General features: G+C 63.3%; 17 protein-coding genes. 5 read left to right on the top strand and 12 right to left on the bottom strand.

The genetic code is table 11. The features are described from left to right. Positions 1–523 precede the first annotated feature (523 nt). From CTP10_RS34630 to CTP10_RS34605, 6 genes are read right to left on the bottom strand one after another with little or no spacing between them, the layout of a single operon-like run. Entirely contained in the window at positions 524–2,179 is a 1,656-nt protein-coding gene (locus CTP10_RS34630; protein WP_116322995.1) for an acyl-CoA synthetase, read from the bottom strand. A 28-nt stretch (positions 2,180–2,207) separates the two neighbouring features. Further along, positions 2,208–3,350, bottom strand: a complete 1,143-nt coding sequence (locus tag CTP10_RS34625; RefSeq protein ID WP_116322994.1) for an acyl-CoA dehydrogenase family protein — start codon at positions 3,348–3,350, stop codon at positions 2,208–2,210. Positions 3,351–3,361: 11 nt separating this feature from the next. Beyond that, the gene (locus tag CTP10_RS34620) at positions 3,362–4,492 is read right to left on the bottom strand and encodes an iron-containing alcohol dehydrogenase (protein ID WP_116322993.1); all 1,131 of its coding nucleotides are present in this window, start codon (positions 4,490–4,492) and stop codon (positions 3,362–3,364) included. Between the two features lie 26 nt (positions 4,493–4,518). After that, on the bottom strand, positions 4,519–6,087 hold the full coding sequence (locus CTP10_RS34615) for an acyl CoA:acetate/3-ketoacid CoA transferase (protein ID WP_116322992.1): 1,569 nt from the start codon (positions 6,085–6,087) through the stop codon (positions 4,519–4,521). A gap of 37 nt (positions 6,088–6,124) precedes the next feature. Continuing rightward, positions 6,125–6,565: a MaoC family dehydratase gene (locus CTP10_RS34610; protein ID WP_022538176.1), complete on the bottom strand. Its 441-nt coding sequence runs from the start codon at positions 6,563–6,565 to the stop codon at positions 6,125–6,127. Positions 6,566–6,592: 27 nt separating this feature from the next. Then, entirely contained in the window at positions 6,593–7,714 is a 1,122-nt protein-coding gene (locus tag CTP10_RS34605; protein ID WP_116322991.1) for a glycoside hydrolase family 88 protein, read from the bottom strand. 164 nt (positions 7,715–7,878) lie between these two features. On the opposite strand from CTP10_RS34605, the gene CTP10_RS34600 reads away from it, so the two are divergent. Further along, the gene (locus tag CTP10_RS34600) at positions 7,879–8,757 is read left to right on the top strand and encodes a LysR family transcriptional regulator (RefSeq protein ID WP_022538178.1); all 879 of its coding nucleotides are present in this window, start codon (positions 7,879–7,881) and stop codon (positions 8,755–8,757) included. Positions 8,758–9,185: 428 nt separating this feature from the next. Here CTP10_RS34600 and CTP10_RS34595 read toward each other — a convergent pair whose 3' ends face one another. From CTP10_RS34595 to CTP10_RS34570, 6 genes are all read right to left on the bottom strand, one after another. After that, complete coding sequence (locus CTP10_RS34595) at positions 9,186–10,406, bottom strand: ABC transporter substrate-binding protein (RefSeq protein ID WP_116322990.1); 1,221 nt, start codon at positions 10,404–10,406, stop codon at positions 9,186–9,188. Between the two features lie 56 nt (positions 10,407–10,462). Beyond that, complete coding sequence (locus CTP10_RS34590; RefSeq protein ID WP_116322989.1) at positions 10,463–11,491, bottom strand: branched-chain amino acid ABC transporter permease; 1,029 nt, start codon at positions 11,489–11,491, stop codon at positions 10,463–10,465. A 14-nt stretch (positions 11,492–11,505) separates the two neighbouring features. Continuing rightward, the gene (locus tag CTP10_RS34585) at positions 11,506–12,393 is read right to left on the bottom strand and encodes a branched-chain amino acid ABC transporter permease (RefSeq protein ID WP_022538181.1); all 888 of its coding nucleotides are present in this window, start codon (positions 12,391–12,393) and stop codon (positions 11,506–11,508) included. 21 nt (positions 12,394–12,414) lie between these two features. Next, positions 12,415–13,119 (bottom strand): ABC transporter ATP-binding protein, encoded by a 705-nt coding sequence (locus tag CTP10_RS34580; RefSeq protein ID WP_029043246.1) that lies wholly within the window; start codon positions 13,117–13,119, stop codon positions 12,415–12,417. A 2-nt stretch (positions 13,120–13,121) separates the two neighbouring features. Next, the gene (locus CTP10_RS34575) at positions 13,122–13,901 is read right to left on the bottom strand and encodes an ABC transporter ATP-binding protein (protein WP_442875248.1); all 780 of its coding nucleotides are present in this window, start codon (positions 13,899–13,901) and stop codon (positions 13,122–13,124) included. Positions 13,902–14,436: 535 nt separating this feature from the next. Continuing rightward, complete coding sequence (locus CTP10_RS34570) at positions 14,437–14,679, bottom strand: hypothetical protein (RefSeq protein WP_233528385.1); 243 nt, start codon at positions 14,677–14,679, stop codon at positions 14,437–14,439. A gap of 876 nt (positions 14,680–15,555) precedes the next feature. Between CTP10_RS34570 and CTP10_RS34565 the strand changes: the two genes are divergently transcribed. From CTP10_RS34565 to CTP10_RS34550, 4 genes are all read left to right on the top strand, one after another. Then, entirely contained in the window at positions 15,556–16,563 is a 1,008-nt protein-coding gene (locus tag CTP10_RS34565; RefSeq protein WP_116322985.1) for a LacI family DNA-binding transcriptional regulator, read from the top strand. A 108-nt stretch (positions 16,564–16,671) separates the two neighbouring features. Next, positions 16,672–18,006 carry an FAD-dependent oxidoreductase gene (locus CTP10_RS34560; RefSeq protein WP_116322984.1) on the top strand — a complete coding sequence of 445 codons (1,335 nt, stop codon included), beginning with the start codon at positions 16,672–16,674 and terminating at the stop codon, positions 18,004–18,006. Next, entirely contained in the window at positions 18,003–19,688 is a 1,686-nt protein-coding gene (gene ilvD, locus CTP10_RS34555; RefSeq protein WP_116322983.1) for a dihydroxy-acid dehydratase, read from the top strand. Before CTP10_RS34560 ends, ilvD begins: the two co-directional genes overlap by 4 nt. A gap of 22 nt (positions 19,689–19,710) precedes the next feature. Continuing rightward, complete coding sequence (locus CTP10_RS34550; protein WP_116322982.1) at positions 19,711–20,685, top strand: Bug family tripartite tricarboxylate transporter substrate binding protein; 975 nt, start codon at positions 19,711–19,713, stop codon at positions 20,683–20,685. Positions 20,686–20,815 lie beyond the last annotated feature (130 nt).

Genomic DNA, 20,815 nt, shown 5'->3' with positions numbered 1-20,815 from the left:
TCACAGGTTGCCATGCCTACGGCCGCTTACCACCGCGGATTCAGCCGCCCACCATCCGACATGTCCGGCGCCATCACCGGGCCAGTGGCTCCATATTTCCGCCCTGCGCCCCTCCGTAGGGTCGCCCAATACATGACCCGAAGTTCCGAAGACAGCCCAGCCTCTTCGATTCCGCATCCAGGTGGGAAGCCGCTCAAGTCAATGCCAAGTTCCACCGCCGCAGCTAGACAGATCACCATGCGCCTCGGGCACGCTGAACGCATCTCCGCGCGATAGAGGAGGAGCAGGGCGGCCTGGTATCCGATACCGTGACGCCTGGAAAGGTGCCGTGCCTGCCGTGCGGTAGCAGCGCGCCAGTCACGCATCTCGCGCAAGATGTCGCCAAGGCGGTCGATCAACCGGTCTTCGCCGCCAATGCGATGCCGGACACGAGTCTTCTGCTCCGCCACGACGGGGCGCTCGCGGATATCCCGAAGGTGGAGAGCAGGCTCGGCGAGCCACCGAAAAACATTCACGGGGGAACTCACGCCGGTTCGTGGCCGGGCCGGGGAGCGCCGGAGCTTGCTCGTTGCCTGAGGAGGAACTTCTGGATCTTGCCGGTCGACGTCTTGGGAAGGTGGCCGATGACCACCTTCTTCGGCGCCTTGAAGTGCGCCAAGTGGGCGCGGCAATGTTCGATCAGCTCGCGCTCGCCGACCCTAGCGCCATCGACAACTTCGACAAAGGCGCATGGCGTCTCCCCCCAACGCTCGTCCGGCTGAGCGACCACGGCTGCCACGCGCACTGCGGGGTGCCGGTAGAGCACCTCCTCCACCTCCAGCGAGTTGATATTCTCCCCGCCGGAAATGATGACGTCCTTGGAACGGTCCCGGATCTGTACATAGCCATCCGGGCAGACGACTGCGAGGTCACCCGAGTGGAACCAGCCGCCGGCAAAAGCTTCCGCCGTGGCCTCGGGGTTCTTCAGGTAGCCCTTCATCGTCATGTTGCCGCGGAACATGACTTCGCCGATGGTCTTCCCGTCCCACGGCACCGGCACAAGGGTTTCGGGATGCAGCACGGCCATGCCTTCCTGTGCGGTGTAGCGGACGCCTTGCCGTCCTTTTCGTTCCGCCAGCGCACCGATGCCGAGTTCCTCCCATTCGGGCTGCTCCACGCAAACCGCCGCGGGACCGTAGACCTCGGTCAGCCCGTAGATCTGTGTGATCCTGATCCCCATGCGCATCAGGCCTTCGATCACCGGGATCGGCGGGGGGGCGCCGCCGATGAGTCCGTGGACCGCATGGTCGATGCCCGCCTTCCACGCTTCGGGTGCGTGGGCAAGCATCGCATGCACGATCGGCGCCCCGCAGTAATGCGTGACCTGGTGCTCGCGAATCGCATCGAGCACGGCGGCAGCCTCCACCCGCCGCAGGCAGACGCTGGTACCGGCGTTGGCAGCCAGCGTCCAGGCGAAGCACCAGCCATTGCAGTGGAACAGCGGTAGCGTCCACAGGAAGACGGCGTGCCGGGGCATGCCCCAGTCGAGCATGTTCGACAGCGCAGCCAGATAGGCGCCGCGATGGTGGTAGATCACGCCCTTTGGGTTGCCCGTGGTGCCGGAGGTGTAGTTGAGGGCGATGGCCTGCCATTCGTCGGCGGGCTCGCCGCCCTCCCAATGCGGATCGCCCCCGGCCAGGAAGCCCTCGTATTCGATCTCCGCCAGCCTGCGGCCCCCTTCGACGGCAGGATCGACGATATCGATCATCAGCGGCTTGTAGTCGAGCAGCGCCAGTGCGGCTTCAACTACGTCCGCGTACTCCGTGTCGGTGACCAGCACCTTCGCATCCGCGTGCCTGAGCATGAAGGCGATGGTGGCCGCGTCCAGGCGCACGTTAAGCGTGTTCAGCATGGCGCCGCTCATGGGCACGCCGAAATGCATCTCCAGCATCTCCGGCGTGTTGGCGGCCATCACGGCCACCGTATCGCCAGTCCTGACGCCGGCGGCCACAAGCGCCGACGCGAGGCGGCGGCTGCGGTCCAGCATTGCCCGCCAACTCGTGCGGCGCTCGCCGTAGGCGATGGCTGTACGCTCAGGGTAGACCTCAGCCGTCCTGCGCAGGAAGGAGATCGGCGTCAGGGGCACGAAGTTGACCGGGCTGCGCTCCAGCCCATCCGCGTTGTGTTCGACCTGTTCCATGGATTGCCTCACTGGCTGCAGCCGTGCGTCAGCGCATTACGTCGCGGGAGATGATCATCCGCTGAATCTCGGAGGTCCCCTCAACGATCTCGAGCACCTTGGCATCCCCGAACGCGCGGGATACCGCGTACTCCGTCATGATCCCGTTGCCGCCGTGGATCTGCACGGCCTGGTGGGCCGCCTCCATGGCCTTCTCGGTTGCGAAGAGCTTTGCCATCGAGGCCTGCCGATCGTAGGGCCGGCTCTCGTCCTTGGCCACCGCGGCGTCGTACAGCATCAGGCGGGCAGCGTGCGCGTGGGTCGCCATGTCGGCCAGCTTGAACTGCAGCGACTGGAACTGGTTGAGCGTCTTGCCGAACGCTGTGCGCTCGCTCATGTAGCGGACGGAGCGTTCCAGCGAGCCCTGCAGGATGCCCAGGCCCAGCGTTCCGATCAGGATGCGGCCGGTGCTCACCTGTGACAGGGTCTGCCTGAGGCCGACCCCGACCTCGCCGAGCAGGTGGTCGGCAGGAATGGCGCAGTCCTCGAAGAACAGCTCGAATGTGGTCGATCCGCGCCAGCCGATCTTGTGCAGCTTCTTGCCATGGCTGAAGCCGGGCGTACCGTTCGGCACGATGAAGTTCGAAATCTCCTTGCGCCCGTCGGGCCGGACTCCCGTCACCGCCGCGATGACGATCGGGCCGGTGATCTCGGAACCCGAGTTGCTGATGAAGGTCTTGGCGCCATTGATAACCCAGCAGCCATCCTTCAGCACTGCGCGGGTCTGGATATTGGCGGCGTCGGAGCCGGCGTTCGGCTCTGTCAGGCCAATGCAGCCGACCTGCGTGCCCGCCAGGATCGGCCGCAGGAAGCGCGCCTTCTGGTCATCGGTGCCGTAGTTGTTGAGCAGGCTGGCCGCCGTCGAATTGGCCATGATGGCCACCGCCACGGCACAATCGACGCGGGCGATCTCTTCCAGCGCAATGGCGAAGCCAAGCCAGTCGCCGCCGCTGCCTCCCCAGGCTTCGGGGTATGGCAGCCCGATATACCCCAGTTCGCCGGCCCGGCGCCAGACCTCGTAGGGAAAACTCTCCTCTTCCCACAACCGGTGGGCGACTGGTGCGATCTCTTCCTCGGCGAAGCGGCGCACCGCCTCCCGGATCATCTCGTGATGTTCTGCGATGTATGACATCGTCTTTCTCCTCAATACGATTCCTGCAGCATCGCCAAGTAGTCGTCGACCGTGGCAGTGCGGGGATTGGTGGCGTGGCAGTGGTCCTTCGTGGCGGCGACCGCGATGTCCTTCAACACGTCACGCGGCACGCCCATGGCGCCGAGACCAGCCGGCAAGCCGAGACGGGCGTTGAGTGCGCTGATGGCCTGAGCCGGGTCCCCGCCGGCGGGCAGGCCCATGGCCTGCACCAGTGCGGCCTGCTTGGCTTGGGTCGCCGGCTTGTTAAAGCGCAGCACGGCCGGCAGCAGCACGGCGTTCAGCGTGCCGTGGTGCAACGAGACGCCTGGCACCGCGCCCAGCGGGTGCGACAGAGCATGCACCGCGCCCAGCCCCTTCTGGAAGGCCAGCGCGCCTTCCATGGCGGCCATCATCATGTTCCAGCGCGCGTCGCGGTCGCAGCCGTCGGCGGTAGCCTTGCTGATATTGGCTATGCCGCGGCGCAGGCCGTCCAGGGCGATCGCTTCGGCGGGCGGGTTGATGGCAGGCGCGAGGAAGGTCTCGATGCAGTGGGCGATAGCGTCCATGCCGGTCGCGGCGGTCAGGGCCGGCGGCAGGCCCAGCGTCAGTTCGGGGTCGCAGATGGCGAGCTTCGGCAGCAGGAACGGACTAAGCAGGCCGAGCTTGCGGCCGGACTCCATGACAATGACCGCGCCCCGACCCACTTCGCTGCCGGTACCCGCAGTTGTCGGGATGGCCACAAGCGGGGCGACTCGGCTGGTGATCCGGCTCGCGCCACCCTCCACGGCCGCGTAGGTCTGCAGCGGTGCCGGGTGAGTCGCCAGCAGCGCAGTGGCCTTGCCCAGGTCGATGGGCGACCCGCCGCCCACGGCCACGATGCCGTCGCAGCCGTTGCCGAGATAAAGGCCGGTCGCCGCGGACACGGCGGCTTCCGTCGGGTTGGGTGGGGTGTCCTCGAAGACGGTGGGAGTGCAATCCGGGCCCAAGGCGTCGAGCACCTTGTCGGCGATACCGGCGGCGCGGATGCCGCGGTCGGTAACGATCAGCGGTCGCTGGATGCCCAGGCGCTGCAGCTCGGCCCCCAGCATCCGGATGGCGCCGAAGTCGATGTGGACGGTAGTCAGGTAGTTGATGACAGCCATGTTTTCCTCATAGATATGTCGATGCGTCAGGCGCGGAACAGCGTCGGGTCCATGCACGGAAGCGGCTCCGCCACGCGCACCGGCGGGAAGGCCATCAGGTCCAGCACCTGCGACCTAACGTCGATGCCGGGCGCAACCTCCTCCAGCACCAGTCCGTCTGGCGCCACCGAGAAGACTGCGCGCTCGGTGATGACCTTGGCCTCCTGGCCGCGCTCGGCCACGTTGCGCCCGAGCGGATAGGTGATCTCGTCCACGCGCTCGACGAACTTGCGCACGCTCCCCTCACGCCCGACCGAGAGGAAGCCGTCGGTAGCGTCGGCGGCGAGGCCGCCCGTGGTGAAGGTGCCGGTGAACAGCAGCTTGCGCGCGTTGTAGGCGATGTCGATGAAGCCGCCCGGCCCCGGATTGGCCGCGCCAAAGCGGCTGACGTTGATGTTTCCGGCTCGGTCGAACTGGGCAAAAGCCAGCGCCGCCATCGGGCAGTTGCCGCCGTCGATGAAGTCGAACTGCGAGGGGCCGTCGATCAAGGCCTCCGGATACTTGTTGGCGGAGAATTGCCAGCCGCTCATCACGACGCCGCCGAAGGGGCCGTGCTCGGTGGTAAAGCTGTAGCGATGCAAGCCGCCGTCGGCGAACAGGCCGTCTTCCATCATCACCGTGGGCACGTCGGACGAAGCGCCGAAACCAAAGATGCTGACCTCGCCGGGCCTGACCTCCCGGGCTGCCCGCCGGGCGATCACCTTGTCGGCGCCGGGCGGCAGGCGGTCCGAGGGGCGGCCATCGAAAAGCTGGCCGCCGAGATAGGCATCGTCGTACCGGACGTCGGTGGTCATCATGGCGTCGGGTTCCACGACGACGCGATCCACCAGCGCGCCGGGAATCCGCACCGCGTGCGCCGGCCGGGCGTGGCGCGGCACCAGCTTGCGCACCTGTGCGATCACGGTGCCGCCTGAGGCCTTCACCGCCAGCGCCATGGCCAGCGCGCACGACGTGATTGGCTCCTCCTCGAAGCTCAGGTTGCCGTGCTCGTCGGCGCTGGTGGCGCGCAGGAACGCCACGTCGAGCGGCCAGCTCGGATAGAACAGGTATTCCTTGCCGTCCAGCTCCTGCATCCGCACCAGGTCGTCGGTGGCGCGCGCTGTGTACTTGCCACCCTGCTGGCGCGGATCGATGTAGGAGCCGAGGCCGATGCGGGTCAGGTAGCCTGGGCTGCGCCGGGCGACTTCGCGCAGCCAGTGCATGGTGGCGCCGATCGGCCAGCAGTAGGCTTCCACCCGGTTCTCGCGGATCAGGCGCATGAACTCCGGGCGCTTGCCGGTGGCCGGATTCACGGCATTGGTAAAGTTGCCCGACACGATCCGCTTCATCAGCCCTTCGACGGCCACGTGATCCATGCCGCGGATGCCCATGCCGTCGCCGACACTGACCGGGAAGAAGAACGTCAGGTCACGGGGCGATCCTGTCTCGTGGAAGCGTTGCGCCAGCGCCTGGAACAACGCGTCCGGCGTCAACCAGCCGATCACGCCGACGCCGCCCACGCTCTGGCCGGGCCGGATGTCCAAAACGGCCTGCGCCGCAGTGCAGATCTTGCTCATGCGATCTCTCACCTTTCTCGCCGCTCGCCGCCCGGGCTCAGGCCTGGAAATGGATGATGTGGGTGCCGACGCAGACCGTCTCGCCCCGCTGGTTGAGTAGCGTCGCCTCGGCCCACAGACGCTTCTTCTCGTCGTCGGCGCGGGCGATACGGTAGTTCACGGTGAGGGTGTCGCCGATGCGCACGGGCTTGGTGAAGCGGACGTTGTCGTAGCCGTAGGAGACCGCCGGGCGCTGGATCATGTCGAGATACTTGGTCACGGCGCCGGCGATGAAACCGACCATCATGGCGCCCTGCGCGATGCGGCCGCCGAAGCCCATGCGCTTGCAGTACTCGTCGTCCATGTGGTTGGGGTGGTTGTCACCGCTGATGCCGGCGAAGGCATAGATGTCGTACTCGCCGAGGGTGCGGGTGTAGCTGGTGTGCGTGCCAATAAGGGTGGATACGTTGCCTTCGTGCGGGATCTTGATGTCGGACATTTGGGTTCTCCGGAAGTGGGTTGGGGTTCAGACCTGGGTGGCGTCGATCCTGCTCGCGAGGATGAGCAGGGATTCGAGGAGAAAGTAGTCGCCCCAAACCAGTTCGTTGTCTATGGCGACGTTATTGCGCTTGTTGAAGCAGCCGCCGGTAAGGATGCCAGGCTGCCGTACATCGCCTGGGCCGACCGGGGTCAGGAAGCGGGTCACGAGTTGCTCGATGCTGTCGACGGCGGCCTGGCGGTAGACCGCCGCGCGCTCCGGGGCAAGCGCGGCCAGTTTGAGCAGGCTGGCGGCGGCGATGGCGGTGGCCGAGGTGTCGCGGTTAGTGTGCGGGATGGCGGGATCGTCGAAATCCCAGAAGGCCACGTGGTCGGCGGGCACGTGCGCGACCCACCAATCCGCCACGCGGATCGCGTCGGATTTGAACGCCTGCTCGCCGCACGACAGCGCCTGCGCGAGCCCGAGCATGCCCCACGCCTGGGCGCGGGCCCAGGTGCTGCTGTCATGTATGCCCTTGTGCGTGTAGCGCTTCACGAGCGACCCATCGGCGGCGTTGAATGTGGCGGACTGGCAAACCGAGCCATCCTCCCGCACGCACAGGGCAATGTGCTGGCGCAGGTGCTGGCGGCCGATCTCTCCCGTGCCGAGGGCGGCGTGGTGCCGCAACAGCAGCGCCACGGTGCCCGGAATCGCATCGATGTTGGCCTCGCTCGTCCCCACGCGGGAGGCCTCCTCGGCCTCGGTGCCGAGCGGGATAAGGCGGGCTGCTTCGCTGTACATTTCCGCGAGGCCACGCGTGCCGTCGAGGGCGAGCCCCGCGGCCTGGGGATCGGCCAGCAGCGAGCCGCCGAGTTGCGCGCCGTACCAGAAGAGGAATCCTTTAAACACCGACTTCGACACCACCCGCGGCGCCAGCCGTGCGGACCACATGCGGGCGCTGTCGCGGTACTTCTGCTCGCCAGTGCGCAAGGCAGCCAGCCACAGCATCCCGACCCAGAAGCCGCCAGTCCAGTCGCCGGCCGGGGAGCGTGTCCAGGTGCCGTCGGCCGGATTGCCATAGTGCGGAAAGCCCGCCTCGTCCTGCGCGATCGTTGCATCGATGCGTTGCAGAATGCGATCTAGCGCATCTTCGATCAGTCTGGAATCCATATGTTTGTCTCCATGCGTACATTGGCTTGTCCGGGCTCGGTGCCAGCCTTGCGGACCGACAGGGGTGGAGCGCGGCGGGCGGGGTATGCATGGAATCGTAGGGATTGCGCAAACTAGTGTCCAATATATAATTGATAGCTCTTTTATACCCCGGAGATATAACGATGGACCTTCGCCACCTCCGGTACTTCATCGCCGTCGCCGAGGAACTCAACTTCACGCGGGCGGCAGAGCGCCTGCACATCGCCCAGCCGCCGCTGAGCCTGCAGATCCGCCAACTCGAGGAGGAGATGGATGTGACACTGCTGAACCGCTCGCGTCGGCACGTGGAGCTGACCGAGGCGGGGCGGATTTTCCTGGAGCAGGCGCGGCAGATCCTGCGCGCTACCGAGAGTGCGGTCATCCAGACGCAGCGCGCGCATCGCGGTGAGACTGGCCGGCTGACGATCGGCTTCTTCGAGCACACGTCCTATACGCTACTGCCGCCCATCCTGCGCGCCTATCGGGAGCGTTTTCCCTCCGTGGAAATCCTGCTGCGCTGGTTTCCGGTCGTAGAGCAGGCAGAAGCGCTGCGGCGGGGTGACGCGGATATCTCCTTCATGCGGCCCGTGCCCGACCTCGAGGACGTGACGTGGGAAACCATCCTCGAAGAGCCGTTCGTGCTGGCCGTGCCGGCAAGGCACCCATTCGCGAACGCGGAGTCGATCTCGCTGAAGGATTGCGCGCAGGAGCCCTTCATCATGTACATGCCCGAGGCGGCGCCGGACTTCCACGCCATGAACATGCGCATGTGCGCGTCGGCGGGTTTCGTGCCGAAGGTCGTGTCTGAAGTGGGGCAGGTCTACACGCTGGTCGGGTTGGTCAGCTCCGGTGCGGGCATTGGCTTCGTACCGGCATCGGTCCGGCAGATGAAGTTCGACCACGTCGTCTACAAGCCGATCAAAGGCCGGCAACCAACAGTCGAGATCATGCTCGGCTATAGCCAGCGTACCCCAACGCCGCTGATGACGGCTTTCATCGAGACGGCGAAAAGCGTGCTGTGAAGGTTCCCCGGGCCTCGCTGTAACGTTGGCGAGGGCCGGAGAATGGCGCGGACGTTCAGTCGCGCCCGGCAATAGGCAGCAGCGGTCGAGCGCCAGCGAGTTGCCGTCGGCCAGAGCGGCCCGCAACAGGCGTGAGAGCAAGCTCTGATAACAGGGCGGTCTCGTCCATGGCGCTCGGTGAGGGTGCCGCCCAGCCCTTCGATGCCGAGATCAATGGCCTCCAGGAAGATGGCGCTCGCCTCGGGCATCGCTCGCGATACCTCGCAAATCCGCTAGCTAACAGCGAGGCGGCAGGCCAGGTCGGTGTCGTCGGGCGGCGCCGACCCAACGCGGGTTCGATGTCCGCGGCAAGCCGCCGGAGAAAAGGCGTTGAACGCGCGGGTGGTGCCGCTGCCCCTCCTGCCCGATCAGCATGCGTCAGGTGATCTTCATGACGTCTTCTTCCCAACCAGCGGGCAGCCACCTTCGTCCATCGGCCGGAACGCCTCGTTGGCGGGAATGGAGGCGATGAGCTTGTAGAAGTCGCCCGCATACTTCGATTCCGACGGCTTCTTCACCTCGAACAGATAGAGCGGGTGGATCTTCCGGCCGTCTTCGCGAATGCTGCCCTTGCCGAACAGCTTGTCGTCGGTGGGCATCGCCTTCATCTTCGCTACCACGGCGCCGCCGTCGCCATCCGACTTCATCGCCGTCACTGCCTTCAGGTAGTGGATCACAGCCGAGTACGTGCCCGCCTGCGCCATGGTCGGGAACTTACCGTTGTTGGCAGCGGCGAATTCCTTGCCAAACTTACGGTTCTCGTCGGTCATATCCCAATACCAGGTCTCGCTCAGCAACAGGCCCTGCGCAGCCTTGAGACCGAGCGCCTGGACGTCGCTGCTGAAGACGAGCAGGCCTGCCAGCTTCTGACCGCCGGCGGTCACGCCGAACTCGGCGGCCTGCTTGACCGCGCCGATGGTGTCGCCCCCGGCGTTGGCCAGGCCCACCACCTGTGCCTTCGAGGCTTGAGCCTGCAGCAGGTAGGAGGAGAAATCGTTGCCCGGGAAAGGATGCCGGACCTTGCCGAGGACCCTTCCACCGTTCTTGATGACAACGGCCTCGGTGTCGCGTTCGAGCGAGTGACCGAAGGCGTAGTCGGCAGTCACGAAGAACCAACTCTTGCCACCCGCCTTGACAACCGCCTTACCCGTCCCATTCGCCAGTGCCCACGTGTCGTAGGCCCAGTGGATCGCATTGGGCGTGCAGGCCTTGCCGGTGAGGTCAGAGGTGCCGCCGCCGGTAACAATCATCACCTTGTTCTTCTCCTTGACCACCTGGTTGACCGCCAGGATGACTGAAGAGGTCGGCACGTCGACAATAGCGTCCACTTTGTCCACGTCGAACCAGCGGCGGGCGATGCTCGCCCCGACGTCCGGCTTATTCTGGTGATCGGCGGCCACGATCTCCACCTTCAGACCATGCTTTTCAGGTGCAAAGTCCTGGACCGCCTTCTTCGCGGCCCAGACGGAACCGGGACCGGCCAGCCCAGCATAAACGCCGGTCTGATCGTTGAGCACACCGATCCGGACCACGCCGTCCGTAATCTCGGCCTGCGCCGTCGAGGCCGCCAGCAGCGCGGCGAGCGCAAGTAGCTTGATGCGATTGTTCATCCTGTGTCTCCTCTACTGTGGGGATATAAATGGGGTGTTCCGTTCAGCGGTCGATTTCATGCCTTTCCTTCCACGCGCCGGGCATGCACGCCTGCTCCAGCGGGCGCTTCCTCATAACTTGGTGCCGGCACGGCAGCGTGGCGCGGTGCGGGCCGGCCGCGGCGGTTGCCCACGATGCTCTGGCACAACGCATTCAATTCGCCGACGATGCCGCGGCGGAACGTCAGCACGCACACGACGAAGATGCTCCCCATGATCACGGTGATCATGGAACCGACCTTGTCCGCCAAGGCGTTCTGGATGGCAACCACGATGCCCGCGCCCACCACCGGGCCGAAGGCAGTGCCAAGGCCGCCCAACAGCGTCATCAGCACGACTTCGCCGGAGGTGTGCCAGTGCGCGTCGGTCAGCGTGGCAAACTGAAAGACCAGGGTCTTGGTGGCCCCGGCAAGGCCAGCCAGGCCCGCCGAGAGGACGAAGGCCAGCAGCTTGTAGCGCGCGACGTCGTAGCCCAGCGAGGTGGTGCGCGCCTCGTTCTCACGGATCGCCTTCAGGATCTGGCCGAAAGGCGAATGGATGATGCGGTGGATCAGCCAGAAGGTGAACAGGAAGATCGCCAGCACGAAGTAGTACATGCGCAGGTCCGACGCTAGGTCGAACAGGCCGAACAGCCTGCCTCGCGGAATGGCCTGCATGCCATCCTCGCCGCCGGTGAACGGCGTCTGCAGGAACAAGAAGTAGAACATCTGTGCCAAGGCAAGCGTGATCATCGCGAAGTAGATGCCTTGCCGGCGAATAGCGAGCGCCCCGACGACAAAGCCCGCGGCAGCCGAGACGGCTGTGCCGAGCAGCAGGCCGAGTTCCGGGGTGAGCCCCCAGGTCTTCATGCCATAGCCCGATATATAGGCCGCCGTGCCGAGGAATGCCGCATGGCCGAACGAGAGCAGGCCGGTATAGCCGAGCAGCAGGTTGAAGGCGCAGGCGAACAAGGCGAAGCACAGCACCTTCATCAGCATCACCGGATAGAGCACGGCCGGGGCCGCCAGCGCGCCCAGCAGCAGGACACCGTAGCCAAGATTTCTCATTTTCATACGCGACCTCACTTTTCCTTGCCAAACAGGCCTGCCGGCCGAACCATGAGCACGATGACCATGATCACGAAAACCACCGTGGCCGACGCCTCTGGATAAAACACCTTGGTCAGTCCTTCCACCACGCCCAGCCCCAGCCCGGCGACGATCGCGCCAAAGATGGAACCCATGCCGCCGATCACCACCACCGCGAACACGACGATGATCAGGTTCGACCCCATCAGCGGACTTAGTTGCCCCGTCGGTGCTGCCAGCACGCCGGCCAGCCCGGCCAGGCCCACGCCGAAGGCATAGGTCATCATCACCATCACCGGCACGTTGATGCCGAAAGCTTGGGTAATGCTTGGGTTCTCGGTGGCGGCGCGCAGGTAGGCGCCGAGGCGGGTCTTCTCGATCGTGAACCAGGTCAGCAGGCACACTGTGAGCGAGGCGCCGATGACCCACGCGCGGTATTTCGGCAGGATCATGAAGCCGAGGTTGAAGGCGCCCGCCACCTCGTCGGGAATCGAATACGGCTGCCCCGAGACGCCGAATTGGAAGCGGAACAGGCCTTCGATAATGAGCGCCAGCCCGAAGGTGAGCAGCAGCCCGTACAGGTGGTCGAGCTTGTACAGCCACCGCAGCAGGCCGCGCTCGATGGCGATACCCGCCAGCCCTACCAGCACCGGCGCCGCCAGCAGCGACCACCAGTAGCTGATGCCGAGATACTCCAGGCCCGCCCAGGCGACAAATGCGCCCACCATGAACATCGCGCCGTGGGCAAAATTTATGATGTTGAGCATGCCGAAGATCACGGCAAGCCCGAGGCTGAGAATCGCGTAGAACGAGCCGTTTACCAGCCCGAGCACGAGTTGCCCCAACAGCCCCTGTAGCGGGACTCCCAGAATCGTTGTCATGTTGTCTCCTCCGCAGCGGTCTCAGACACCCAGGAGTTCCTGGAGCAGGTGCTGCTTCTCGTGAATCTCGTGCTGATGGATCTCCGCGGCGATTTGGCCGTGCTCCACCACGTACATGCGGTCGGCCAGCGGCGCGGCGAACCGGAAGTTCTGCTCCACCAGCACGATCGTGTAGCCCTTCGCCTTGAGGTCGCGGATGACTTGGGCGAGCTTCTGCACAATCACCGGCGCCAGTCCCTCGGAGATTTCGTCCAGCAGCAGCAACCGCGCTCCAGTGCGCAGGATGCGCGCCATCGCCAGCATCTGTTGCTCGCCGCCCGATAGCCGCGTGCCCTGGCTATGCCGCCGCTCGTGGAGGTTGGGGAACATCGCGTAGATCTCGTCGAGGCTCATCCCGCCGCCACCCACCTGCGGCGGGAGCAGGAGGTTCTCCTCGCACGAGAGGCTGGAATAAATCGCCCGCTCCTCCGGACAGAAGCCGACGCCGAGACGCGCGATGCGATGGGCCGGCATGCCGATTGCCTCGCGGCCGTCGATCATGACCGAGCCGGCGCGACGCCCCGTTAGGCCCATGATGGCGCGCAGGGTAGTGGTACGGCCTGCCCCGTTGCGGCCGAGCAGGGTCACGCACTCTCCCTCGTTCACCAGCAAGTCGATGCCGTGGAGGATGTGCGATTCGCCGTAGAAGGCATGGAGGTCGGTGACCCGCAGGTATTCCGTCGCCATGATCAATGCCCTCCCGGCGCAGCGAGCGCGGCATCAGCGCTGCCCATATAGGCCTCGATGACCTGCGGGTTGGCGGAGACTTCCGCGTATGTGCCCTCGGCCAGCACGCTGCCGCGCGCCAGCACCGTGATGGCGTCGCAGATGCCGGACACCACTTTCATGTTGTGCTCCACCATCAGGATGCTGCGATTGGCCGAGACCTTCTTGATGAGCTGCATGACGCGGTCAACGTCTTCGTGGCCCATGCCCTGCGTAGGCTCGTCGAGCAGCATCAGCTCGGGATCGAGGGCCAGCGTGGTGGCGATTTCCAGCGCGCGCTTGCGACCGTAGGGCATCTCGGCGGTCGTCATGTCGGCGAAGTCCTCCAGTCCGACGTCGGCGAGCAATGCCATGGCCCTGTCATCGAGCGATGCGAGGACTTTCGGCGAGCGCCAAAACTGGAAGGAAATCCCCAGCCTGCGCTGCAGCGGGATACGTACGTTCTCGAGCACGGTCAGGTGCGGAAACACCGCCGAGATCTGGAAGGAGCGCACCACACCCCTGCGTGCGATCTGCGCCGGCTTTTCGCCGGTGATCTCGTAACCGTTGAACCGTATGGTGCCGCGCGTGGGATCGAGGAACTTAGTAAGGAGGTTGAAGCAGGTGGTCTTGCCTGCACCGTTCGGACCAATCAGCGCGTGGATGTGCCCATGCCTGATCTTGAGACTGACGTCGTTTACGGCGACGAATCCCTTGAATTCCTTCCGCAGTCCGACGGTTTCAAGAATGAGATTGCTTGCCATGATAATTTCCGCGCCCGTTGTTGGGGGTCTGCTGGAGAATATGGCCGTAACTAGATCACGTCCAATATATTATTGGTACGTCATTGACACTTTTTGTGTATATGTGTCGGAGGCGGCGAAGCTCGCGCTCCTCGCGGATTGTCGCGGACGTCAGGACACCAAGGCGTGTCGTAGCGCCACAGAGGCGACAGAAGCGATTGCGAACAAGGGTCTGTTGCTTGAGCGAAGCGGACGCACAAACGTCCACGCGTCGGTGAAGGCGAATGACCCTTTATGGCCGGCTACTGCCGTTGCGCTTCCGTCATCCCTGGCGAATAACGGTTAGCCGCAGCGCGGGGAGCCAGGAGGAGCGTGAGGGCCGATTGCCGGGGGCGATAGGGCACGATAACGTTGTGCTTATCGCGTGGTCACCACGCGAAGGTGATGAAGGCGGAGTTGGTTATCCGCGAAAGCCTCGTCAGAAAGCAAGGAAAAGGAGCCAGATCTGAAACTGCTGAAAGCGCAATGCGTCGGGGTAGTGGTGGCGCGCCGGCACTCAGTCGGCCGTCGATGCGCCAGCGCTCGATACGGCAGCAAAGTCGAACTGGGCGGCGGCATACATGGCGTTACACGCCCAGACCTCTTCCCCGTTTTTATAGAAGATGACCCATTTGCCGTCGCTGACACAGCGGGCGCCAGGGAAGACTTCGTCATGGCCGTTTGGCCCCTCCAGCAGAAAGGTGGCGTGGGGTGTGGCCCAGTATTGGCCGCGCGGTAAGGGCGTGGTCGTCTTTGGCATGCTCATCCGGCCCAGTGCCGTGTTACTGAAGGCCTCTGCCTCGCTACGGCGAAACGGAGGCGGTGTCAATCGTGCAATGGCGTAGCCTAGACTCGTGGCAGCTTCGTGTAGTCTCGCTACCATCACCGCTGCTATCCCGTAGGATTTCCATGGCACGATACCTTCCGGTTTTGGCCCGGGCAATCGGCGTCGGCGCCCTCATCGTGATCGCCGCCATCGTCTCCCGGCAAGTATATCTGCACAGCGCCGCGGAGGCTGCCGACGCCGGCGCAGACGAGGAGCCTGCGACCATGATGCTGATACGCTGCGAGGCGGTGCACGAACGTCTGCAAAGTTGGCACAGCTCAGCTTCAGAGGCTGACGAGCGGCCACGCGCTCGATGTCGGGAGTCGTGATTTCGGAGATCTTCTGATCACCCGATCAGCCATTCAGGAGCACAGGCAAAAGAATGCCCGCTGCTCGGGCGGGCATGAATCCCTTTCGGAGAAAGAGAGGGTATAAACCCTTGCGAAGACTCTAGCAGCGCGCTCCGCAGAGGGCAGGAGATCTAGGCTGGGGATGCCTGGCGACCGACAGGTTGAAGCAGTGCCCACATACTTTCACTATCATGAAATTATCAGGTTGTGACGAGAGGGGCTGGCCCCTTACGCCGATTGCTTGGCATAGGCGGCTCCTCAACAAGCTATGCCCCGCACACGAAGTACTCAACGGCTCATCTCGGGCTGCGAGCAGAAGAACCTGAAACAAGCTCAACACAGCTTCACGAGACGTCCGATACCGCTCGAGTATTAGGTCGCTCAAGCTGCATTGCCAGCGCTGCTGCCCTCAACTTAAAATCCGGGGCATTAACACTAACGTGCGCAATTCGACCTCACCATGAGCAAGAGGCTTACCAGCATCGACATTGCCAACCTGGCAGGGGTTTCGCAAACCACCGTTTCCCGTGTACTCCAGGATTTGCCATCGGTGAAGCCGGAGACCAAGGCGCGCGTCTTGAAGGTCATACAAGACCACGAATATTCGCCGAGCGCAGCAGCACGACAGATGAAAACGCGGCGCAGCGGGACGGTTGCGGTCGTCATCGCGAGCCTGTCTAACCCGTTGTACCCACTGCTGCTCCAACTGCTAGTTGAGCGACTCGCTAGCCGGGGCTTCCGCACAACGGTCTGGGAGCTTGAAGGAAAGATGGACGAGGCAACGGTGCGTGCACTTGCCGAAAGCGCAACCGATGGCGTCATCTTTGCCGCTGCACTGGATGAATCCAGGGAGATGCTGAGCCGGGTCGCGGCCGAGAAGCCGATCATCCTGATTAATCGCTCTGTCGGAACCGACTTGTTCGACACGATCGTGAGCGACAACTATGCCGGCGGCCGGCGGGTCGCAGATTATTTCGTGTCCGCGGGCAGAAAGTGCATTGGATTGATCTCCGCCGCGTCAAGCAAGAGTTCCAAGGCAAGCACGATTCGCGAACGCGAACGAGGCTTTATGGAAGGCCTTGGCGAGTTGACCCAGGGCAACTCGTTTGTGCGGGCTGATGCCGCCGATTTTGGCTACGAGTTCGGCTTCCGGGCGATGCAGACACTAGTCACAGAACGCCCAGATGTTGATGCAGTGTTCTGCACAAATGACATCGTTGCGATCGGTGTCCTGGATGCTGCTCGACGCAGTGGCAAGCAAGTCCCCAGCGACATTTGGATCGTCGGCTATGACGATATTCCCATGGCGCGGTGGGAATGCATTAGCTTGAGCACAGTCCAGCAACCCCTGCCCGCCATGGTCGAGCAGGTAGTAGATCGGCTCCAGCGTCGTATGACTTCGCCGGATTTGGCGCCGCACACGTTTGTGCTTCCTAACGACCTCGTATTGCGACGCACAACATCGTGAGCTTGGAAGTTTCTCGATTCCGCATATAATGACTACGTAACCAAATGAACAGGTGAAGCGTGAGCCGCGTCAGTAGGGCCCGGCATCACGCATTTTTTCGGAGACAAAATGACTACGTATTCATTGGGTGTGGTGTCCGAGCCAGCTCGGTCTACATCCGTGTTTCGCACCGCAGACGTCTGCGTCGTCGGAGGCGGAGCTGCGGGGGTGGCCGCCGCGATTTCGGCGGCGCGGACGGGTGCCAAGGTACTGCTTCTGGAGCGCGAGGGCTTTCTAGGCGGCACCCTGACGTCGGTGAGCCTGGGCAGTATCTGTGGCCTCTACGCGGTCACCGACACAGACGTGCAGCAGATTGTGGGTGGCTTCTGCAACGAGGTCATCGATCGACTGCGGTCACTTGACGGTCTCGGTGAGCCGACCCGCTGGCTGCAGACGGCATCGTTGCCTTACGACTTGTTCGCCATGAAGGTCGCTCTCGATCAGCTCGTCCAGGAAGCGAAGGTCGAGGTGTTGTTTCATGCGATGGTGGTTGGTGTCGCCATGAAGGGGCGCGAACTGGACGCCGTTCTGATCGAGACCAAGGAAGGGCGTCTCGCCCTCCGCGCAAAGTCGTTCGTAGACTGCTCTGGCGATGCCGACCTGGTGAACTTCGCAGGCGCGCCTTGCGAAATTTCGGAAGGCGATCTTCAGTTCCCTACCACCATGGTGCGGTTCGGCGGTGTAGACACCGACTCGCTGGCCCGCTTGAGCCGTCCGGCTCTTCGCGAAAGGCTTGAGCAGGCCGTCGCCGACGGTTACGAACTTCCGCGCACCGCGGGCGGTGTTTTTGCCGAACGCCCCGGGCTTGCGCATCTGAACATCACGAAAGTGGCGGTGGACGGAAAATCGCCGAATCCGTTCGACCTCAGTGTCATGTCACGGGCAGAGATTGCGGGGCGGGAACAAGTTTGCACATACTTGAAGGCATTCCGAAAGTACGTGCCGGGATTCGAGTCTGCTTTCGTCATGGATACGGGCGCTGTGATCGGCATCCGAGAAAGTCGGCGCACCGTAGGCAGCTACGTCCTTACGGACAAGGATGTTCTCGATGGAGCGCGCTTCGACGATGCCATCGCGTGCTGTGCCTGGCCAATGGAGGACCACGCTGCGGGTAGGGCCACCAAATGGATTTGGTTGCCGCCCGGCACGTACTTCCAGATTCCCCTGCGTTCGCTTCTGCTGGAAGGTTTCGACAACCTGATGGTGGCTGGCCGGTGTGCATCGGCCACTCATGGCGCGCAGGCCTCGATCAGAGTGACCGCGCAATGCTTCGCCATGGGCGAAGCGGCTGGGCATACCGCTGCAACGGCCGTGGCACGCGGTATCAGCGTTCACCATGTGCCGGCCTCCGATATCCAGCAGGTGCTGGAAAACAATGGTGCCTTCCTTGGAGCCTTGCAATGAATTCCCCGAAATACCGTAGCAATTTCGCCCCGGGTACGACCCGTTGGGCACTGCGCAAGGCCCAATGGCAAGCCCTGGGACTGAGCGACGCCGATCTGGACAAGCCGAAGATTGCGGTGGTCAACACCTCATCGGAGCTGTCGAGCTGCTTCAGTCACCTCGATGGCGTATCCGCCCACGTGAAGGCGGCAATCCGCGCAGCAGGGGGCGTACCTTTCGAGGTTCGAACTGCGGCACCAAGCGACTTCATCACTAGCGCGGGCAAGCAGGGCCGCTATATCCTCCCGTCGCGCGACCTGATCGTGAACGACATCGAAGTGCAGGTTGAGGGCGCACAACTCGACGGTATGGTTTGCCTGGCTTCATGCGATAAAACAACGCCCGGACAAATGATGGCCGCTGCACGGCTAAACATTCCGACACTCGTGGTGATCTGCGGCTATCAGGCCAGCGGCCAGTACAAGGGCGAGCATGTGGACATCGAAGATGTCTTCGAGAAAGTCGGCATGCACGTGACTGGGCAACTCTCTTTTGAAGACCTGGACGGCATGTGTAAGCGTGCCGTGCGCAGCCCCGGTGTGTGCGCGGGTCTTGGGACTGCGAATTCCATGCACATCGTTTGCGAGGCATTGGGCCTGACGCTGCCAGGCGCCAGTCCCGTACTGGCCAACTCGCCTGCGATGGTCGACCAGGCCCGAGCAGCCGGCGCACGCATTGTCGAGATGGTCAATGAAGGTCTGACGCCACGGAGCCTTCTGACGCCGGCGGCCTTCCGAAACGCTGTGCGCGTCGCGTTGGCGCTGTCGACGTCGATCAACGTACTTCGGCATTTGCAGGGTGTTGCGGAAGAGGCTGGAACGGATGTGGATCTCTACGATCTGTTTGACCGGCTCGGACGAGAAGTGCCGCTGCTAGCGACCGTCAAGCCCAACGGGCCCCACCGCACGGAAGAGCTTGAGGCGGCAGGTGGCACCCTTGCGACGATTAAACGTCTAACGTCCATGATCGAGCAGGAGTGTTTGACCGTCTCGGGTAAGACTTGGAGGGCAATTCTCGACGAGTACGAAGCGCCATCGCCATCTATCCTGCGCACGTTGGAGAACCCAATCTCCACGAAGCCATCGCTGGTCATCCTGAAAGGATCGCTTGCACCCGAAGGTAGCATTCTCAAGCTCGGCAATGCCGGTGAGAAGGCGGAAAGCTTCCGTGGCAAAGCGATGGTGTTTCACTCTCAGGAAGAAGCTATCGCAGCGTTGGCGGATGGACGTATCACGGAGGGGACCGTAGCGTGCCTGCGTGGTATGGGGCCGATTGGCGGCCCGGGCGTGGCGTTGGCGTCGTCATTTGTTGCAGCCGTCGAAGGTGCGGGCTTCAACGGCAAGGTTGCCGTCGTGACGGATGGCCAGCTATCTGGATTGAACCGCGGTGTCGCCGTCGGTCAGGTTTGCCCCGAAGCCGCCGCGGGCGGCCCCTTGGCTCTCGTCAAGGATGGCGACGCGATCGAAATCGACATTCCCGGTCGGCAGATTAATCTGCTTGTCGACCAGAACGAGATGGCTTCGCGTCGGGTCGACGCAGCACCGATCCAGGGCGCTACGGAGCAAGGCTGGCTGAACATCTATAGCAAGACGGTGAAGCCGCTGGCGAGAGGAGCGGTACTGATTCCCATCCATCCTCGATAAACTAGAACTGAAGGAGACACTCATGAAAGCACTAATCAAAACTGCGTGGCGTGCGGTCATCGCTGCTTCAGCCCTGGCGTCAGGCATCGCCATGGCAGCCTACCCGGATAAGCCTGTGCGCATTGTCGTGCCATACCCGCCGGGGGGCGCTTCCGATACAACGGCACGTCTACTGAGCGAAAAGCTGAAGGAAGTCACCGGTGGGACATTCGTAGTCGAGAACCGGCCCGGCGCAAACGGGAATATTGCGGCTGAGATGGTGGCCAAGTCGCCGGCAGATGGCTATACGCTTCTGATGGCGAACGTCGGCCCGAATGCCATCAGCCAGTCGATCTACCCGCACCTCGGCTACGACGTCAACAAGAGCTTCGCCCCCATTGGGCAAACCACCACGGTGCCGATCGTCCTGGTGGCCGGGCCCAAGGTCAAAGCGACAGACATTAAGGGACTGGTAGCAGAAGTCAAGGTCAACCCAGGAAAGTACACATTTGCCTCGGCCGGCAATGGCTCCTCCAACCACCTGGTTGGCGAGATGTTCAAGTCTGGGCTGAAGCTGGATATGATGCACGTGCCCTATAAGGGTGATGGCCCAGCAATGACCGATGTGATGGCTGGGCAAGTATCGATGATGTTCACTACGGCAGTTGCTGCACGTCCGTACGTGACGGGCGGCAAGCTCAAGCTCGTGGCCGTGGCGAGCAAGAAGCGAGTGCCGGCATTTCCCAATGCACCAACAATCGATGAATCGGTGATCAAGGGATTCGATGCCTCTTCTTGGGGCGGTCTTGTCGCACCTGCCGGAACATCGCCAGAAATCATCAAACAACTGAGCGCAGCACTGATGAAGGTACTTGCTATGCCAGAGGTAAAGGGCAAGTTGGCGACGCTCGGTGCAGAAGTGGTGGCAACAAAGCCTGAGGAGTTTGCAGGATATATCAAGAGCGAAGCCGACAAGTGGGGCGCTGTCGCGAAGTCGGCAAACGTTGTCGCTGAATAAGCCAGCTCGGATGTGATCGGCCCTTGAGACATCCTCTGGTCTCAAGGGCCGATCGCGTTTGTCCCGTCGCACTGTACGGGACTTCGGCAAGCAGTGCGGAAAGAGGAAGCGGCAAGCAAAAGGCCCTGCA

It is taken from the genome of Cupriavidus sp. P-10, from assembly GCF_003402535.2.
GTDB lineage: Bacteria > Pseudomonadota > Gammaproteobacteria > Burkholderiales > Burkholderiaceae > Cupriavidus.
This window is presented reverse-complemented; position numbering and strand designations above follow the sequence as displayed.

Excerpts from the sequence above, each read along its gene's own strand:
- CTP10_RS34630 (WP_116322995.1), bottom strand. The coding sequence starts at position 2,179 with ATGGAACAGGTCGAACACAACGCGGATGGGCTGGAGCGCAGCCCGGTC.
- CTP10_RS34625 (WP_116322994.1), bottom strand. The coding sequence starts at position 3,350 with ATGTCATACATCGCAGAACATCACGAGATGATCCGGGAGGCGGTGCGC.
- CTP10_RS34620 (WP_116322993.1), bottom strand. The coding sequence starts at position 4,492 with ATGGCTGTCATCAACTACCTGACTACCGTCCACATCGACTTCGGCGCC.
- CTP10_RS34615 (WP_116322992.1), bottom strand. The coding sequence starts at position 6,087 with ATGAGCAAGATCTGCACTGCGGCGCAGGCCGTTTTGGACATCCGGCCC.
- CTP10_RS34610 (WP_022538176.1), bottom strand. The coding sequence starts at position 6,565 with ATGTCCGACATCAAGATCCCGCACGAAGGCAACGTATCCACCCTTATT.
- CTP10_RS34605 (WP_116322991.1), bottom strand. The coding sequence starts at position 7,714 with ATGGATTCCAGACTGATCGAAGATGCGCTAGATCGCATTCTGCAACGC.
- CTP10_RS34600 (WP_022538178.1), top strand. The coding sequence starts at position 7,879 with ATGGACCTTCGCCACCTCCGGTACTTCATCGCCGTCGCCGAGGAACTC.
- CTP10_RS34595 (WP_116322990.1), bottom strand. The coding sequence starts at position 10,406 with ATGAACAATCGCATCAAGCTACTTGCGCTCGCCGCGCTGCTGGCGGCC.
- CTP10_RS34590 (WP_116322989.1), bottom strand. The coding sequence starts at position 11,491 with ATGAGAAATCTTGGCTACGGTGTCCTGCTGCTGGGCGCGCTGGCGGCC.
- CTP10_RS34585 (WP_022538181.1), bottom strand. The coding sequence starts at position 12,393 with ATGACAACGATTCTGGGAGTCCCGCTACAGGGGCTGTTGGGGCAACTC.
- CTP10_RS34580 (WP_029043246.1), bottom strand. The coding sequence starts at position 13,119 with ATGGCGACGGAATACCTGCGGGTCACCGACCTCCATGCCTTCTACGGC.
- CTP10_RS34575 (WP_442875248.1), bottom strand. The coding sequence starts at position 13,901 with ATGGCAAGCAATCTCATTCTTGAAACCGTCGGACTGCGGAAGGAATTC.
- CTP10_RS34570 (WP_233528385.1), bottom strand. The coding sequence starts at position 14,679 with ATGCCAAAGACGACCACGCCCTTACCGCGCGGCCAATACTGGGCCACA.
- CTP10_RS34565 (WP_116322985.1), top strand. The coding sequence starts at position 15,556 with ATGAGCAAGAGGCTTACCAGCATCGACATTGCCAACCTGGCAGGGGTT.
- CTP10_RS34560 (WP_116322984.1), top strand. The coding sequence starts at position 16,672 with ATGACTACGTATTCATTGGGTGTGGTGTCCGAGCCAGCTCGGTCTACA.
- ilvD (WP_116322983.1), top strand. The coding sequence starts at position 18,003 with ATGAATTCCCCGAAATACCGTAGCAATTTCGCCCCGGGTACGACCCGT.
- CTP10_RS34550 (WP_116322982.1), top strand. The coding sequence starts at position 19,711 with ATGAAAGCACTAATCAAAACTGCGTGGCGTGCGGTCATCGCTGCTTCA.